We start from the raw sequence: 15,472 nt of genomic DNA on the forward strand, positions 1-15,472 counted from the left end.
TGCCAGGGCACCAGGACGTCGTCTCTTCGTGATAGATTTGTAAACGCTCGCACACTTTCCTCCGCATGGCTTTCCTTCGAGGATCGTGGAGGCTATCGTCGCGGCCCGAAATCGAAAGGCCACGCAGGGCCAAGGCGTCTTGCGATCTGGCCGTCGGCCGGGAATCGCAAAGACGCGTTCCGCTTGACTGCGTTCTGCTCCAGGGAGCCCCATTCGTGACCCTTCTTCCCCAGGAAATCATCCGCAAGAAGCGCGATGGCGCCGCTCTATCCGCGGCTGACATCGAGAGTTTCGTGCAAGGGCTGGTCGCCGGCAGCGTCACCCATGCCCAGGTCGCGGCCTTTGCCATGGCGGTGTTCTTCCGCGGCATGGCGATGGAGGAGCGCATTGCCCTGACGCGGGCGATGACCCAATCGGGCACCGTGCTCGACTGGCGCGGGCTCGACCTGCCGGGGCCGGTGGTGGACAAGCACTCGACCGGCGGCGTCGGCGACAATGTCAGCCTGATGCTCGGGCCGCTGGTGGCGGCCTGTGGCGGCTTCGTGCCGATGATCTCGGGCCGGGGCCTGGGGCATACCGGCGGCACGCTCGACAAGCTCGATTCGGTGCCCGGCTACGCCACCCAGCCCGATCTCGACCTGTTCCGCCGCGCCGTGCGCGAGGCAGGCACCGCCATCATCGGCCAGACCGCGGATCTCGCTCCGGCCGACAAGACCGTCTATTCGATCCGCGACGTCACGGCCACGGTCGAATCGATCCCGCTGATCACGGCCTCGATCCTGTCGAAAAAGCTCGCAGCCGGACTTCAGGCCCTGGTGATGGACGTGAAGACGGGCTCTGGCGCCTTCATGCCCACCCTGGAAGGCTCGCGCGAACTGGCCGAATCGATTGCGACCGTCGCCACGGGAGCCGGGCTGCCGACCACTGCACTGATCACGGCGATGGACCAGCCCCTTGCCAGCGCCGCCGGCAACGCCCTGGAGGTCCGCAATGCCGTGGACTTCCTCACGGGAGGGCAGCGGGATCTGCGCCTCCTGGAGGTCACCGTCGATCTTTGCGCCGAAATGCTGGTGCTCGGCGGGCTTGCCCGCGATACCGCCGAAGGCCAGGCGCGCATCGAGCAGGCTCTGGCGAGCGGGCGGGCGGCCGAACATTTCGCCCGCATGATCGCGGTGCTCGGCGGGCCGGCGGACTTCGTCGAGCGGCCCGAGCATTATCTGCCCGTTGCACCAGTGATTAAACCCGTCTTCGCCGAGCAGACAGGGCGGGTCGGCGGTATCAATACGCGGGCCGTCGGTCTCGCGGTGGTGGCGCTGGGCGGCGGGCGCACCCGCCCGCAGGATGCGATCGACCATGCCGTGGGCCTGACCGGCCTCGCCGAACTCGGCGCCGAGGTCGGGCCTGACAGTCCCCTCGGCTTCGTGCATGCGCGCAGCGACGCGGCAGCCGAAGCGGCGGCCGCCAGCCTGCGCACCGCCTACCGCATCGGAGAAGGCGAAGCAGCCCTGCCGCCGGTACTCGAACGCATTGGAGGAAAGTGACATGGGCCGCGCTCTCCTTCTGGTGATGGATTCCTTCGGCATCGGCTCGGCTGACGATGCCGAGCGCTATGGCGATGCGGGAGCGGATACGCTCGGCCATATCGCCGCGGCCTGCGCGGCGGGCCGGGCGGGGGAGAACGAGCATCGCACGGGGCCCCTGCGCCTGCCCGTGCTCACCAGCCTGGGCCTCGGCGCGGCTGCGCAGGCTGCGACAGGCACACTCCCGCCTGGCCTGGAAGGCGGCGTGGCCGAGGGGCTGTGGGGCTATGCGGCGGAGGTTTCCAAAGGCAAGGACACGCCATCCGGCCATTGGGAGATTGCCGGCTATCCCGTGCCGTTCGACTGGGGCTATTTCCCCAGGGAGGTGCCCTGTTTTCCTCCCAAGCTGATCGCCGCCATCGTCAAGGAGGCCGGGCTTGCCGGGGTGCTCGGCCAGCGTCATGCCTCGGGAACGCAGATCATCGCCGAACTCGGTGCCGAGAGCATAGAGACGGGCAAGCCGATCTTCTACACCTCCACCGACAGCGTGCTGCAGATCGCCGCCCATGAGGAGGCGTTCGGGCTGGAAAGGCTGTTGTCCCTGTGCGAGATCGCCCGGCGCCACGCCGACCACCTCAATATCGGCCGGGTGATCGCGCGGCCTTTCGTCGGCGATGCCGTCGGCGGTTTCACACGCACCGCCAACCGGCGCGACTATGCGGTGCCGCCGCCGTCCGACACGTTGCTCGACGTGGCAGAGCGCGCGGGACGGGGCATCGTCACCATCGGCAAGATCGGCGATATCTTCGCCCATCGCGGCACTGGCGAGATCGTCAAGGGCCCGAGCAACGACGCCCTGATCGATCGCACGCTCGAAGCTATGGGGCGCCTGCCCGATGGCGGCCTGCTCTTTGCCAACTATGTCGATTTCGACACGCTCTATGGCCATCGCCGCGATATTCCCGGCTATGCCGGCGCCCTGGAGCAGTTCGACATGCGCCTGCCGCAGATCCTGACGCGGCTGGGCGAGGAAGACCTTCTGATCATCACGGCCGACCATGGCTGCGACCCGTCCTGGACGGGAACGGACCATACGCGCGAATTCGTGCCGGTGCTGGCGCGTCTGGGCAAGCGCACGGGGCCGATCGGCCGGCGCGACAGCTTCACCGACATGGCCGCCAGCGTGGCGGAGCACCTCAGGCTGGACTGGCAGGGGGCGGGCAAGTCGTTCCTGTAGTCCGGAGGGCGTCGCCGAGGGAGAAGCGGGCAAGTGCCCGCGCACCCGCAGGTCCGCTCACATCTTCTCAACCATGATTCCAGACGGTGCGGCGAATTCGCGCCGCGTTAACGCCCGAGCATCCGCGACGCTTCCATCATGACCCCCGTTTCGAGGTGGGTCGGTTATGATCGAGCGTATGCATATGGTGTTGAAGGGCGGCATTTCCGCCGAGGACAGGGCGCAGTTCTGGGTGGGACTGACGCTGGCCGTCGCCACCGTCGTGCTGCTGTGCGCCAGCTTCCTCGACCTGGTCTCGATCTGAGGTTCTATCCGAGATTTTCCGGGCCGAAGCTCTCGGGCAGCAGCTCGTCGAGCGTGAAGCTGCGGCGGATGCCCTCGGGCCCTGCGACATGGATAGGTGTCGACGGCCTCGCGAATTCACGGATGCGCTGGCGGCAGCCGCCGCAGGGCGTGGTCAGGCCGGGCGCATCGGGGTGGGCGTCGGTCCAGCCCAGTACCAGGATTTCGGCGATTCCCGTTTCGCCATCCGCCACCATGGCCGAGATGGCGCCGCCTTCGGCGCAGGCCCCGACCGGATAGGCGGCATTCTCGACATTGCAGCCGGCATAGATCCGGCCCGAACGGCCGCGGATGGCCGCTCCCACCTTGAAGCGCGAATAGGGGGCGTGCGCCTTCTCGCGCACGGCCCTGGCGGCTTCGAACAGATCGGCGAGCGCGTCCATCAGCGTTCCTTGAGATAGGGAATGCCCGCGGCCTTGGGCGGCGTTGCCGCGCCGACGAAGCCGGCCAGCATCAGTACGGTGAGGATGAAAGGCAGCGCCGAGATCAGCTCGGAGGGCACCAGCATGCCAGCGACGACGAAGCCCGATCCCATGCGGATCGAGATGGCGTCGAGCAGGCCGAAGAGCAGGCAGGCGCCGAGCGCGGGCCAGGGCCGCCATTTGGCGAAGATCAGGGCCGCCAGGCCCATATAGCCGCGCCCGCCGGTCATGTTGGAGACGAAGGCGGCCGAGTCGGCGGTGGAGAGATAGGCACCGGCGATGCCGGTCAGCAGGCCGCAGATCAGCACGGCGCGGTAGCGCAGCCAGGCGACCGAGATGCCGGCGGTGTCGACCGCCTGCGGGTTCTCGCCGACGGCGCGCAGGCGCAGGCCGAAACGGGTCTTGTAGAGGACCCAGGCCGTTACCGGCACGCAGATGAAGGCGAAATAGACCAGGATCGAATGGCCGGAGAGCACGTCGGCATAGAGCTCACCGATCACCGGCACGCCCTTGATCGCCTCCGCACCCGGCAGCTCGATCGGTTGGAAACGGGCGGCGCCGCTGAGGCTCGGCGTGCGGCCGCCCTCGCCATACCAGGCATTGCCGATGAAGGCGGTACTGCCGAGCGCCAGGATGTTGATGGCGACGCCGGAAACGATCTGGTTGCCGCGATAGCGGATGGAGGCGATGCCGTGCAGCAGCGCAAAGCCGATGGAAACGATGATGGCGGCGATGAGGCCGAGCCAGGCCGAGCCATAGGTCGCGGCGGTGACCGCGGCGGCGAAGGCCCCCACCAGCATCTTGCCTTCGAGGCCGATGTCGACGATGCCCGAACGTTCCGAATAGAGGCCGGCGAGGGCGCAGAGCAGATAGGGCGTGGAGATGCGGATGGCGGCGGCCGCCACGCTGGCCAGCATGATCACGGTATCCATGGCGTCATGCTCCCTTGCCGGCGGGGGTGAACAGTTGGAACAGGGCAGCGAGCTGGGGTCGGAACATGGTCTCCAGGGCGCCGACGAAGAGAATGATGATGCCCTGGATCATCACGATCATGTTCTTGTCGAACACGGGGTTTTCGAAGGACAATTCCTGACCGCCCTGTATGAGCGCTCCGAACAGAATGGAAGCAAGCACGATGCCGGCCGGATGGGAGCGGCCCATCAGGGAAACGGCGATGCCGATAAAGCCGGCGCCGGCCGTGTAGTCGATGATCATGCGGTGCTGCTCGCCCATCAGCACATTGGCGCCCATCAGGCCGGCCAGGCCCCCCGAGATCAGCATGGCGATGATAATGATTTTCGCAGGCGAGATGCCGGCATAGACGGCGGCCGTCTGGTTGTGGCCGACCGTGCGCATCGCATAGCCGAGCCGCGTGCGCCAGATCAGGGCCCAGACCAGTAGGGCTGCGATCAGGGCGATCGGAAAGGCGAGATTGACGAGGGTGAGGTCGAGCTGGATGCCGATGCCGGCCAGGATGTCGCTGAGCAAGGGCATGCCCGTCGAATCCGGAAAAAGCTCGGACTTCGGCTCGCCCGAGCCCGGCTTCATCATCACGTTCACCAGAAGATACTGCACCAGAGCGGTGGCGATGTAGTTGAACATGATGGTGGTGATGACGACATGGCTGCCGCGCTTGGCCTGGAGGTAGCCCGGAATGAAGGCCCAGGCGGCGCCGAAGAGCATGCCGGCGGCCATGCCGAGCGGGATGGCGAGGAGCCAGGGCAGGCCGCCCAGATGCAGGCAGGCCCAGGCGATGCCGATGCCGGCGATCTGGCCCTGGCCGTCCACACCGATATTGAACAGTCCGGCATGAAAGGCGACGGCGACGGCAAGGCCGGCAAAAATGAAGGTGGTGGCATAATAAAGCGTGGTGCCCACGGCGTTGGCATCGCCGAACGCCCCGCCGATCATGGTGACGCCGACGGTCAAGGGGTCGGCGCCGACGATGATCCACACCGCGATGCCGGAGACGATGAAGGCCACCAAGACGTTGAGCAGCGGCAGGATGATGGTGTCGGCCCACCAGGGCAGGGTGATCAGGCTGGCGCCGCTGCGCCCCGAAAAGATCGCCCCCAGAAAGGCCCCGGGCGTGGTGGTCTGCCCGCTCATGCCGCTTCTCCCGAAACGCCGGCCATCAGGAGGCCAAGGCCGTTCTCGGTGGCGTCCTTGGCCAGGCACTCGCCGGTGATGCGCCCGCCGCACATCACCAGGATGCGATCAGAGAGGCCCATGATCTCGTCGAGCTCGACCGAAACCACCAGGATGCCCTTGCCGGCGTCGCGCATGCCGATCAGGCGGCGGTGAATGAACTCGATGGCGCCGATGTCGACGCCGCGCGTCGGCTGCCCCACGATCAGCAAAGCCGGGTCGCGCTCCATCTCGCGGGCTAGCACGATCTTCTGGGCATTGCCGCCCGAGAAATTGGCCGTCTTCAATTTCGGATCGCGCGGGCGCACATCGAAACGTTCCATCTTGTCGGTGAGGTCGGCGATGATGCGGCGGTAGTTGAGGAAGGGGCCGCTGCCGAGCTTGCGATCCTTCTGATAGCCCAGGATCGCGCTTTCATAGGCGGCGAACGGCTTGACCAGGCCCATCTTCATGCGGTCTTCGGGCACGTGGGCCAGGCCGAGCTTGCGCAGCTCCGCCGGGTCCGCGGCCGCGGCATTGCTGCCCCGCAGCCGGATCTCGCCGGAAAAGACCGGCCGGATGCCGGCAATGGCTTCCAGCAGCTCCGATTGGCCGTTGCCGGCGACGCCGGCGACGCCGACGATCTCCCCGGCCCGCACGGTGAAGGAGACGTCATCGACGCGGGTGATGCCCTTCTCGTCCTTGACGGTGAGGTTTTTCACTTCGAGGATGACGTCGCCCGGCTTGGCCTCGGCCTTGTCGACACGCAGCAGCACCCGGCGCCCGACCATCAGCTCGGCGAGCTCGGTGGGATTGGTCTTGGCGGTATCGACGGTGGCCACCATCTCGCCGCGCCGCATCACCGAGACGCGGTCGGTGATCGCCATGATCTCGCGCAGCTTGTGGGTGATCAAGAGGATGGTCTTGCCCTGCTCGCGCAGGACCTTGAGGATTTCAAAGAGCTGGTCGGCTTCGGCCGGGGTCAGCACGCCGGTGGGCTCGTCCAGGATGAGAATGTCGGCACCGCGATAGAGGGCCTTGAGGATCTCGACGCGCTGCTGGGCGCCGACGGGCAGTTCGCCCACCACGGCATCCGGATCGACTTCCAGGTGATAGCTCGTTTCCAGCCGCGCCAGTTCGGTGCGGGCATGCTCGCGCCCCTTCGCCAGCAGGCCGCCGCCCTCGGCGCCGAGCATGACGTTTTCCAGCACCGTAAAGGGATCGACCAGCATGAAGTGCTGATGGACCATGCCGATGCCGGCATCGATGGCATCCTGGGAGGAGCGGATCGCCTTCGCGGTGCCGTTGACGTGGATCTCGCCGCTGTCGGCCTCGTAGAAGCCGTAGATGATCGACATCAGCGTGGATTTGCCGGCGCCGTTCTCGCCGATGATGCCGTGGATGGTGCCTCTCTCGACCACGAGGTCGATCGCCTTGTTGGCGTGGACGGGGCCGAAACGTTTGTCGATTTGCTTCAGTTCGAGGGCAGTTGCCAAAGGGAGCCTCGCGGGAGCAATTAGGGGCCGATCCCGGATCGGCGAAGACGGCGGTTCATAGCTGAAAGGCGAGCCCAGGCCCAATGCGGTTCACTTAGGGAGGAAACGCTCCGATTTGTCATAGCCGGGCTTGACCCGGCTATCCAGGAACCCCACGCGCAACCGGTCGGGAGGTGGATTGCCGGGTCAAGCCCGGCAATGACAAAGGTCGTGCAGTCTCGAAGACACTTGAGTGAACGGCACTAAATCCGGGGACCCGCCTTTCAGCTTACGAAAAATGGTCTGTCCGCCCTCTCAGTTCACCGGGCAGACATTGTCCTTCTCGTAATTATGCACCACCACCTTGCCGTCGGCGATGTCCTTGGTCACCGCCTCGATGGCGGCCTTGTTGGCGTCGGTGACCAGGGGCTTGTTGTTGTCGTCCATGGCCAAGGCGACGCCGCTGTCCTTGATACCGAGCACGTGGGTACCGGCCTTGAACTTGCCTTCCTCGCCGTCCTTGAAGCCCTGATAGATCGCTTCGTCCACTCGCTTGAGCACCGAGGTCAGCACCTTGCCGGGATGCAGGCCGTTCTGGTTGGAATCGACGCCGATGCCGAGCTTGTCGCCGTCGGCGGCCGCCTGCAGCACGCCCAGGCCCGTCTGGCCGGCGGCGGCATAGACGATGTCGGCGCCTTGCGAGATCTGCGCCTTGGTGAGTTCGGCGCCGCGGCCGGGGTCGTTCCAGGCCGCCGGCGTGGTGCCGGTCATGTTCTGGATGACCTTGATCTGCGGATTGGCGGCCTTGGCGCCCTGGACATAGCCGCAGCCGAAATTACGAATGAGCGGCACGTCCATGCCGCCGATGAAGCCGATCGTGCCGGTCTTGCTGGTCTTGGCGGCGAGATAGCCGGCGAGATAGGAGCCTTCGTCGGCGCGATAGACATAGGAGGCGACGTTGGGCAGGTCGACGACGCTGTCGACGATGCCGAAATGCACCTTCGGATAGGCCTTGGCCACCTTCGCCAGCACGTCCTCATAGGCAAAGCCCATCACGATGATGGGATCGTTGCCGTCCTTGGCGAAGCGGCGCAGCGCCTGCTCGCGCTGGGAAGCATTGGTGATTTCGAAGTCGCGATAGGTCTTGCCGCTTTCCTTCTTCCAGCGCTCGGCGCCGTTATAGGCTCCCTCGTTGAAGGACTTGTCGAATTTGCCGCCGAGGTCATAGATGACCGCCGGGCCCGGCTTGTCGGCTGCCTGTGCCGCGCCAAATCCCGCAGTGCCGGCCGCCAGAATGGCGGCCAGGCCAAGAAGGGTCGATTTCATCACGCTCTCCCGCGCTCGTTCTCGCTCTTGGATGGGGGCCGCGCGGGAAAGGCTTCCCGTGCAGACCTTATGGTCAACATGGCATGCCGATTGCGCTATTGAGAAGAGGCGTTGTGCGGTTGCCCCTGATTTTCACATGGAATCAGGTGGGAAACGCCGGTTGGAAACGAGGATATGAGATGGCAAAGCTGGTCCGGCGCACTCTGGCGCTCGTCGCGCATGATCTGAAGAAGGACGAAATGGTCGAGTTCGCGCGCACCCACCGGGCCATTCTGGCGCGCTTCAATCTCGTCGCCACCGGTACCACCGGCAGCCGCATATTGGCCGCCTGCCCGGAACTGTCGCTGACACCGCTGAAGAGCGGTCCGCTCGGCGGCGACCAGCAGATCGGCGCCCTGATCGCCGAGGGGCAGGTGCATGGCCTGTTCTTCTTCGTCGATCCGCTTTCGCCCCTGCCGCATGATGTCGACGTCAAGGCGTTGACCCGGCTCGCGCTCGTCTACGATATTCCCATGGCCCTCAATGCCTCGACGGCGCACATGATCGTGGGCCAGCTGGTGGATTGAGGAGGGAGAGGCAAAGGCCCGGTGGGCGAAGAACGCGACACCAGCCGCCCCTTCGCCCCGTTCTTACGGGGAGAAGGTGAGGATGAGGGGCAGCGGGGCGCACACAAATAATAAGGCATTGCGTAGCCCCTCACCCGTACCCTCTCCCCGCAGGCGGGGCGAGGGGGACGCGAACGTCGCACTTTCATATCGAAGCCTTCATCTCGCCCGACCATGAAGGTCAGTATGGATCCTCACAAAATACCCTCCAGCCGGACATAGCTGGCTTCCATGCCGTGCTCCATGCCGGTCGCCAGCATCTGCTCGCGCACCTCGGCGCTCGGGAGGGTCATGCGCAGGGTCATCAGCGTGCCCGCACCGTCTGCCTCGAAGCGGGTCTCGACATGGTTGTCCGGCGTGGGGTCGGGCAGATGCATGCGCTCGACATGCACGATGCGGCTATGGGGCTCGAGCTCGACATATTCGCCCGTCAGGGAGAAGCCGCCGCTTCCCGAGGCGTCCCGCCATTCGAAGCGGATCTTGCCGCCGGGCCTGGCCTCGCTGATGCAGACGGGCATGGTGTAGCCGTCCGGCCCAAGCATCCATTGCTGGATGAGCCTGGGCTCGGTGTGGGCGCGGTAGACCGCCTCGGGCGGGGCGGCGAAGCGCCTGGTCACCACGACATGGGTTTCGCCTTCGGTTCGGATCGTGAGCTTGGTCATGGGGTTTCCTCTGTTTTCTCGGGAAGGCCAGGTTTCTCGGGCAGTCCTTGGGCCAGGAGCGCGTCCAGCCGGTCGTAATTGCGGGTGAGGGCTTCGCGCAGCAGGCCCAGCCATTGGTCGATGGCGGCGATGCCCTCCGGGGCGAGCCGGCAGGGTCGTCTCGTTCCCTCGGCGCGCCGGACGATCAGCCCGGCGCCTTCGAGGACCTTGAGATGGCGCGAGATGGCGGGCTGCGTCATCGCGAAGGGTTCCGCCAGCTGCATCACCGTCGCTTCGCCGCGTGCCAGGCGGCTGAGGATGGCCCGGCGGGTCGGATCGGACAGGGCGGCAAAGGTGTGGTCGAGATCGGGCATGGCGGTTGTGCTTCATAAATAACAATTTTGTTATATAACAAGATTGTTATAGTCAAGGCAAATTTCGTCGGCTCTCGCCGCGAGAGCGGGCCGGCGAAATCGAGTGACCGGCGATGCCAGCTGATGTATCGCTATACGGCCTGTTGGCTTGCCTCGGCCGGAGACGGCCGGCCCTTCGTCCAAGAATTGTGACGAAGACGCAAATTCCTTAGCGGACAGGCAGCTTTCGCGCCTTGCGGCCTGTGAAAGCCCCCCTTATATACCCGCCGAACCCGTGATTAATCCAACGTCAGTCACGGGGTTTCCGATAGGGACCGGCCGGGTTCCTGAGGGCTTTCCCGGCCTAGGCGCTGCTGCTTCGGGGCGCGCCGGTCTGCTGAATAGGAAGGATGAGAACTATGGCTAAAGTTATTGGTATCGACCTCGGCACCACCAATTCGTGCGTGGCCGTCATGGAAGGCACGAGCGCCCGGGTCATCGAAAATTCCGAGGGCATGCGCACCACGCCCTCCATCGTCGCCTTCACCGACGATGGCGAGCGCCTCGTGGGCCAGCCGGCCAAGCGCCAGGCTGTGACCAATCCCGAGCGCACCTTCTTCGCGATCAAGCGCCTGATCGGCCGCACCTACGACGATCCCATGACCAAGAAGGACATGGGCCTGGTGCCCTACAAGATCGTCAAGGGCGGCAATGGCGACGCCTGGGTCGAGGCGGACGGCAAGTCCTACTCCCCGTCGCAGATTTCGGCCTTCACCCTGCAAAAGATGAAGGAAACGGCCGAGGCTCATCTGGGCCAGCCGGTGACGCAGGCCGTCATCACCGTTCCCGCCTACTTCAACGATGCCCAGCGCCAGGCCACCAAGGACGCCGGCAAGATCGCCGGCCTGGAAGTGCTGCGCATCATCAACGAGCCGACGGCGGCTGCGCTCGCCTACGGCCTCGACAAGAAGAAGGCCGGCACCATTGCGGTCTATGACCTCGGCGGCGGCACTTTCGACGTCTCGATCTTGGAGATCGGCGACGGCGTGTTCGAGGTGAAGTCCACCAACGGCGACACCTTCCTCGGCGGCGAGGACTTCGACATGCGCCTGGTCGAGTATCTGGCGGATGAGTTCAAGCGCGAGCAGGGCATCGACCTCAAGAAGGACAAGCTCGCTCTCCAGCGCCTGAAGGAAGCGGCCGAAAAGGCCAAGATCGAGCTGTCCTCGACGGCCCAGACCGAGATCAACCTGCCCTACATCACGGCCGACGCTTCGGGTCCGAAGCATCTGGCTCTCAAGCTCTCGCGCTCCAAGTTCGAAAGCCTGGTCGACGATCTCGTCCAGCGCACGGTCGAGCCCTGCCGCAAGGCCTTGAAGGATGCCGGCCTGGCTGCTGGCCAGATCGACGAAGTGGTGCTGGTCGGCGGCATGACCCGCATGCCCAAGATCCAGGAAGTCGTGAAGCAGTTCTTCGGCAAGGAGCCCCATAAGGGCGTCAACCCGGACGAAGTGGTCGCCATCGGTGCCGCTGTCCAGGCCGGCGTGCTGCAGGGTGACGTCAAGGACGTGCTGCTGCTCGACGTGACCCCGCTGTCGCTGGGTATCGAGACGCTGGGTGGCATCTTCACCCGTCTGATCGAGCGTAACACCACGATCCCGACGAAGAAGAGCCAGACCTTCTCGACCGCCGAGGACGGCCAGACGGCCGTGACCATCCGGGTCTTCCAGGGTGAGCGCGAAATGGCGGCCGACAACAAGGCCCTCGGCCAGTTCGATCTCGTCGGCATTCCGCCGGCGCCCCGCGGCATGCCGCAGATCGAGGTGACCTTCGACATCGATGCCAACGGCATCGTCAATGTCTCGGCCAAGGACAAGGCGACAGCTAAGGAGCAGCAGATCCGCATCCAGGCTTCCGGCGGTCTTTCCGATGCCGACATCGAGAAGATGGTCAAGGACGCCCAGGCCAACGCCGAGGAAGACAAGAAGCGGCGTGAGCTCGTCGAGGTCCGCAACCATGCGGATGCGGCGGTGCACCAGGCCGAGAAGTCGATCAAGGAGCTTGGCGACAAGATCTCCGAGGCCGACAAGTCGACCGTCGAGTCCGCGATCACCGCCCTGAAGTCCGCGCTGGAAGGCGAGGACGCCGAGCTGATCAAGACCCGCACCAACGACTTGCAGCAGGCTGCCATGAAGCTGGGCGAGGCCCTGTATCAGCAGCAGCAGGCGGCTGGCGCGACGGAAGGCGAGGCCGGCACGAAGAATGACGATGTTGTTGATGCCGACTTCGAAGAAGTCGACGACGACAAGAAGCGTGCGTAATCTCTGACGATCGTGTGCGAGCCCTCGCCAAACGGCACGGACCTCCGAGGTTCGTGCCGGGTATGGCGGGGGCTTTCGCGCACCTTCGGGAGCAAGGCGCGTTCTAGCGGAGGCGCCCTTCGCTCGAATTGGTTGTTTCACACGTCTTTGCGAGCGCCGGTGGTTTGCCGCCCTTCGCAAAGACGCTTTCGCTGGGATGCTTTGAGCGATTCCTATGGCCAAGCGTGACTATTACGAAGTGCTCGAGGTTACTCGCGAAGTAACCGAAATCGAACTCAAGGCTGCTTTCCGCAAGCAGGCCATGAAGCATCATCCCGACCGCAATGCCGGTAACAAGGATGCCGAGGCCAAGTTCAAGGAAGTGAACGAGGCCTATGAAGCCCTGAAGGACCCGCAAAAGCGTGCGGCCTACGATCGCTTCGGCCACGCCGCCTTCGAACAGGGCGGCGGTGGAGGCGGCTTCGGCGGAGGCGGGGGCTTCGGTTCCTTCTCCGACATCTTCAACGACATCTTCGAGGATCTGGCCGGGCGCGGCCGCGGGCGCAGCAATTCGGGCGGGCGCGAGCGCGGCGCCGATCTGCGCTACAACATGGAGATCACGCTGGAGGAGGCCTTCAACGGCAAGACCGCCACCATCAAGATCCCGACCTCTGTCACCTGCGATGCCTGTTCCGGTTCCGGTGCCAAGGCCGGTTCCAAGCCGAAGACCTGCGGAACCTGCGCCGGCCATGGCCGCGTGCGCGCCACCCAGGGCTTCTTCTCGATCGAGCGCACCTGCCCGACCTGCCAGGGCCGCGGCGAGGTCATCGATAATCCCTGTCCATCCTGCGGCGGCGCCGGGCGCACCACGCGCGAGCGCACCCTCTCGGTCAACATCCCGGCCGGCGTGGAGGACGGAACGCGCATCCGCCTCGCCAATGAAGGCGAGGCCGGCTCGCGCGGCGGACCGTCGGGCGACCTCTATATCTTCCTGTCGCTGGCGCCCCACGAATTCTTCCAGCGCGACGGCGCGGACCTGCATTGCCGCGTGCCGATCTCGATGGTGACGGCCGCCATCGGCGGCGAATTCCAGGTGCCGACCGTCGACGGCGGCAAGGCCAAGGTGGCGGTACCCGAGGGTACGCAGACCGGCCGGCAGGTGCGCCTGCGCGGCAAGGGCATGCCGGTGCTGCGTTCGCGCGAGCATGGCGACATGTATGTCCAGCTCTTCGTCGAGACGCCCAAGAACCTCACGCGCCGCCAGCGCGAATTGCTGGCCGAGTTCGACGCGCAATCGTCGAAGGAGACCCAGCCCGAAAGCGCAGGCTTCTTCGCCAAGGTCCGTGATTTCTTCGACGGGCTCGGACAGTAATGGGGGGCGGGTCTTCAGACCCGCCTTTGTCGTGAGGCCGGAAGGGGGACTGGCGAGTCTGGCGATCCGCCCCCTGAAACGGCGGGAATGTGTTGCATGAATCTCCTGATCTTCGGCCTCGGCTACACCGCCTCGCATTTCGCGGCCCGCTATGGCGAGCGCTTCGCCGCGGTCACTGGCACTTTCCGCTCGACGGCGCCGCACGAGAAACTGCCGGACCTGCCCGGCGTGACGCGCCTGGCCTATGACGGCCTTGCCGGTTCGCCGGCCGCCGAGGCGGCGATTGCCGAAGCGACGCATATCCTCACTTCCATCGCCCCCGACGATGGCGGCGATCCTGTCCTGCGGCATTTCGACCGGGCCCTGAGGCAGGCGCCGAAGCTGCAATGGATCGGCTATCTCTCCACCGTCGGGGTCTATGGCGACGCCGGCGGCGCCTGGATCGACGAGACCGCGCCGCTGCGCCCGACCATGGCCCGCAATGCCATGCGGGTCGATGTCGAAAAGGAATGGCTCGAACTTGGCCGCGGCAAGGATGTGCCTGTGCAGCTTTTCCGGCTCGCCGGCATTTACGGCCCGGGGCGCAATGCCGTCGTCAATCTCAAGCGCGGCACCGCCCGTCGTATCGTCAAGCCGGGCCAGGTCTTCAACCGCATCCATGTCGAGGACATCGCCGGCGCCGTCGCCGCCGGCATCGAGAAGCCCGGGGCGGGGCCGGCCTTCAACGTCACCGACAACGAGCCGGCGCCACCTCAGGACGTGGTTACCTATGCGGCCGAATTGCTTGGTGTGACGCCGCCGGCCGAGATCGCCTATGACGAGGCCCAGATGACGCCGATGGCCCGGTCCTTCTATGGCGAGAACAAGCGCGTCTCGAACCGGCGGGTTCGTGAGGATCTCGGCTACATGCTGCGCTATCCGACCTATCGCGAGGGCATCCGCGCCTGTTTCGACGCGGATGCGTAACGGTCTTTTGCGGCCGCGACGATACAAGGCTGCTCAGGCAGTCCTCGATCGGCTCATTGCGGAATGATCGGCCGCGTGCTGCCGATCGGCCGTCCCGGCCGGCCGGGACGGGAGACCGGGGTCGGACGCGGGCCGCCCTGATGGGGAGGCCTCACGCCGGGCGGGCGAACGCCAGGAGGGCGGCCTCCAGGTGGACGGACCACTGGTGGGCGCGTCCCGGGCGGGCCAATGACGGGCGGCCGTGGACGCCAGCCAGGCCCGTGATGCGGCGGCCGTGGTCGGCCATGGCCCCACCAGGTGTTGTACCAGGGACGCCGCACATAATAGCGATCCCAATAGGCATAGCTGAACACGATGGCGGGGATCGCCAGCGCGCCGATACCGACATTGCGGTTCGCGGCGGCGGACAGATATTTGTTCGCCGACCAGCCCCGCTCGCCGCGGACGGAAATATCGCACCAGGAGCGGTCGGAGAGGCAGCCATGGATGAGCACGGCTTCGCCCGGCCGCAACGTGGTGACGGCCGGATATTGGGTGCCGGGACCGGCACGCAGATTGACATTGGCGGTGGCATAGCCGCGGACGGCCGCCTGCGCGCCGCCAGCCAACAGGAGAACGCCGCTACTGGCCAGGACGGCGATGAGCAAAGCCCGGACCAGGAGTGGGATCCGGATGAGGAGGCCCGTCTGATCGGGCTGAGGTGAGGGCATCATGCAACCCCATGCAGTGGAAGCCGCTCCGCAGGAGAGCCGGAGCGGCCTGACGCGGCCGACAATGCAACGTGCA

15 protein-coding genes are annotated in these 15,472 nt (G+C 65.6%); 7 read left to right on the forward strand and 8 right to left on the reverse strand.

Going from position 1 to position 15,472, the window contains the following annotated elements; translation table 11 throughout:
- Window positions 1–215: 215 nt before the first annotated feature.
- From deoA to QM672_RS00440, 3 genes are all read left to right on the forward strand, one after another.
- Complete coding sequence (gene deoA, locus QM672_RS00430) at window positions 216–1,541, forward strand: thymidine phosphorylase (protein WP_415080315.1); 1,326 nt, start codon at window positions 216–218, stop codon at window positions 1,539–1,541.
- A gap of 1 nt (window position 1,542) precedes the next feature.
- On the forward strand, window positions 1,543–2,757 hold the full coding sequence (locus QM672_RS00435; RefSeq protein ID WP_415080316.1) for a phosphopentomutase: 1,215 nt from the start codon (window positions 1,543–1,545) through the stop codon (window positions 2,755–2,757).
- A gap of 166 nt (window positions 2,758–2,923) precedes the next feature.
- Entirely contained in the window at window positions 2,924–3,061 is a 138-nt protein-coding gene (locus tag QM672_RS00440; protein WP_311940706.1) for a hypothetical protein, read from the forward strand.
- 4 nt (window positions 3,062–3,065) lie between these two features.
- Here the strand turns inward: QM672_RS00440 and QM672_RS00445 are convergent, their stop codons facing one another.
- The 5 genes from QM672_RS00445 to QM672_RS00465 all read right to left on the reverse strand — a co-directional run bounded on the left by QM672_RS00445 (window position 3,066) and on the right by QM672_RS00465 (window position 8,449).
- The gene (locus QM672_RS00445) at window positions 3,066–3,482 is read right to left on the reverse strand and encodes a cytidine deaminase (RefSeq protein WP_311940702.1); all 417 of its coding nucleotides are present in this window, start codon (window positions 3,480–3,482) and stop codon (window positions 3,066–3,068) included.
- Window positions 3,482–4,453: an ABC transporter permease gene (locus QM672_RS00450; RefSeq protein WP_311940699.1), complete on the reverse strand. Its 972-nt coding sequence runs from the start codon at window positions 4,451–4,453 to the stop codon at window positions 3,482–3,484. The genes QM672_RS00445 and QM672_RS00450 overlap by 1 nt, the downstream gene beginning before the upstream one ends.
- Window positions 4,454–4,457: 4 nt before the next feature.
- On the reverse strand, window positions 4,458–5,630 hold the full coding sequence (locus tag QM672_RS00455) for an ABC transporter permease (RefSeq protein ID WP_311940696.1): 1,173 nt from the start codon (window positions 5,628–5,630) through the stop codon (window positions 4,458–4,460).
- Window positions 5,627–7,144 (reverse strand): ABC transporter ATP-binding protein, encoded by a 1,518-nt coding sequence (locus QM672_RS00460; protein ID WP_415080317.1) that lies wholly within the window; start codon window positions 7,142–7,144, stop codon window positions 5,627–5,629. The genes QM672_RS00455 and QM672_RS00460 overlap by 4 nt, the downstream gene beginning before the upstream one ends.
- A gap of 294 nt (window positions 7,145–7,438) precedes the next feature.
- Window positions 7,439–8,449, reverse strand: a complete 1,011-nt coding sequence (locus tag QM672_RS00465; RefSeq protein ID WP_311940691.1) for a BMP family ABC transporter substrate-binding protein — start codon at window positions 8,447–8,449, stop codon at window positions 7,439–7,441.
- A 179-nt stretch (window positions 8,450–8,628) separates the two neighbouring features.
- Between QM672_RS00465 and QM672_RS00470 the strand changes: the two genes are divergently transcribed.
- Window positions 8,629–9,015, forward strand: a complete 387-nt coding sequence (locus QM672_RS00470; protein WP_068288004.1) for a methylglyoxal synthase — start codon at window positions 8,629–8,631, stop codon at window positions 9,013–9,015.
- 233 nt (window positions 9,016–9,248) lie between these two features.
- On the opposite strand, the gene QM672_RS00475 is transcribed toward QM672_RS00470, so the two are convergent.
- A complete protein-coding gene (locus QM672_RS00475) occupies window positions 9,249–9,716 on the reverse strand; it encodes an SRPBCC domain-containing protein (protein ID WP_311940686.1) in 468 nt (155 codons plus the stop codon).
- Complete coding sequence (locus QM672_RS00480; RefSeq protein WP_415080318.1) at window positions 9,713–10,069, reverse strand: ArsR/SmtB family transcription factor; 357 nt, start codon at window positions 10,067–10,069, stop codon at window positions 9,713–9,715. Before QM672_RS00480 ends, QM672_RS00475 begins: the two co-directional genes overlap by 4 nt.
- A 398-nt stretch (window positions 10,070–10,467) precedes the next feature.
- Between QM672_RS00480 and dnaK the strand changes: the two genes are divergently transcribed.
- The 3 genes from dnaK to QM672_RS00495 all read left to right on the forward strand — a co-directional run bounded on the left by dnaK (window position 10,468) and on the right by QM672_RS00495 (window position 14,686).
- Window positions 10,468–12,369 (forward strand): molecular chaperone DnaK, encoded by a 1,902-nt coding sequence (gene dnaK / locus QM672_RS00485; protein WP_311940681.1) that lies wholly within the window; start codon window positions 10,468–10,470, stop codon window positions 12,367–12,369.
- 214 nt (window positions 12,370–12,583) lie between these two features.
- Complete coding sequence (dnaJ, locus tag QM672_RS00490; protein ID WP_311940678.1) at window positions 12,584–13,720, forward strand: molecular chaperone DnaJ; 1,137 nt, start codon at window positions 12,584–12,586, stop codon at window positions 13,718–13,720.
- A 96-nt stretch (window positions 13,721–13,816) separates the two neighbouring features.
- Window positions 13,817–14,686 carry an SDR family oxidoreductase gene (locus tag QM672_RS00495; protein WP_415080319.1) on the forward strand — a complete coding sequence of 290 codons (870 nt, stop codon included), beginning with the start codon at window positions 13,817–13,819 and terminating at the stop codon, window positions 14,684–14,686.
- Window positions 14,687–14,739: 53 nt separating this feature from the next.
- On the opposite strand, the gene QM672_RS00500 is transcribed toward QM672_RS00495, so the two are convergent.
- On the reverse strand, window positions 14,740–15,399 hold the full coding sequence (locus QM672_RS00500) for an SH3 domain-containing protein (protein WP_415080320.1): 660 nt from the start codon (window positions 15,397–15,399) through the stop codon (window positions 14,740–14,742).
- Window positions 15,400–15,472: the final 73 nt, after the last annotated feature.

Origin of the sequence: Labrys sp. (in: a-proteobacteria) (genome assembly GCF_047605565.1) — a bacterium.
Classification (GTDB): Bacteria; Pseudomonadota; Alphaproteobacteria; order Rhizobiales; family Labraceae; genus Labrys; species Labrys neptuniae.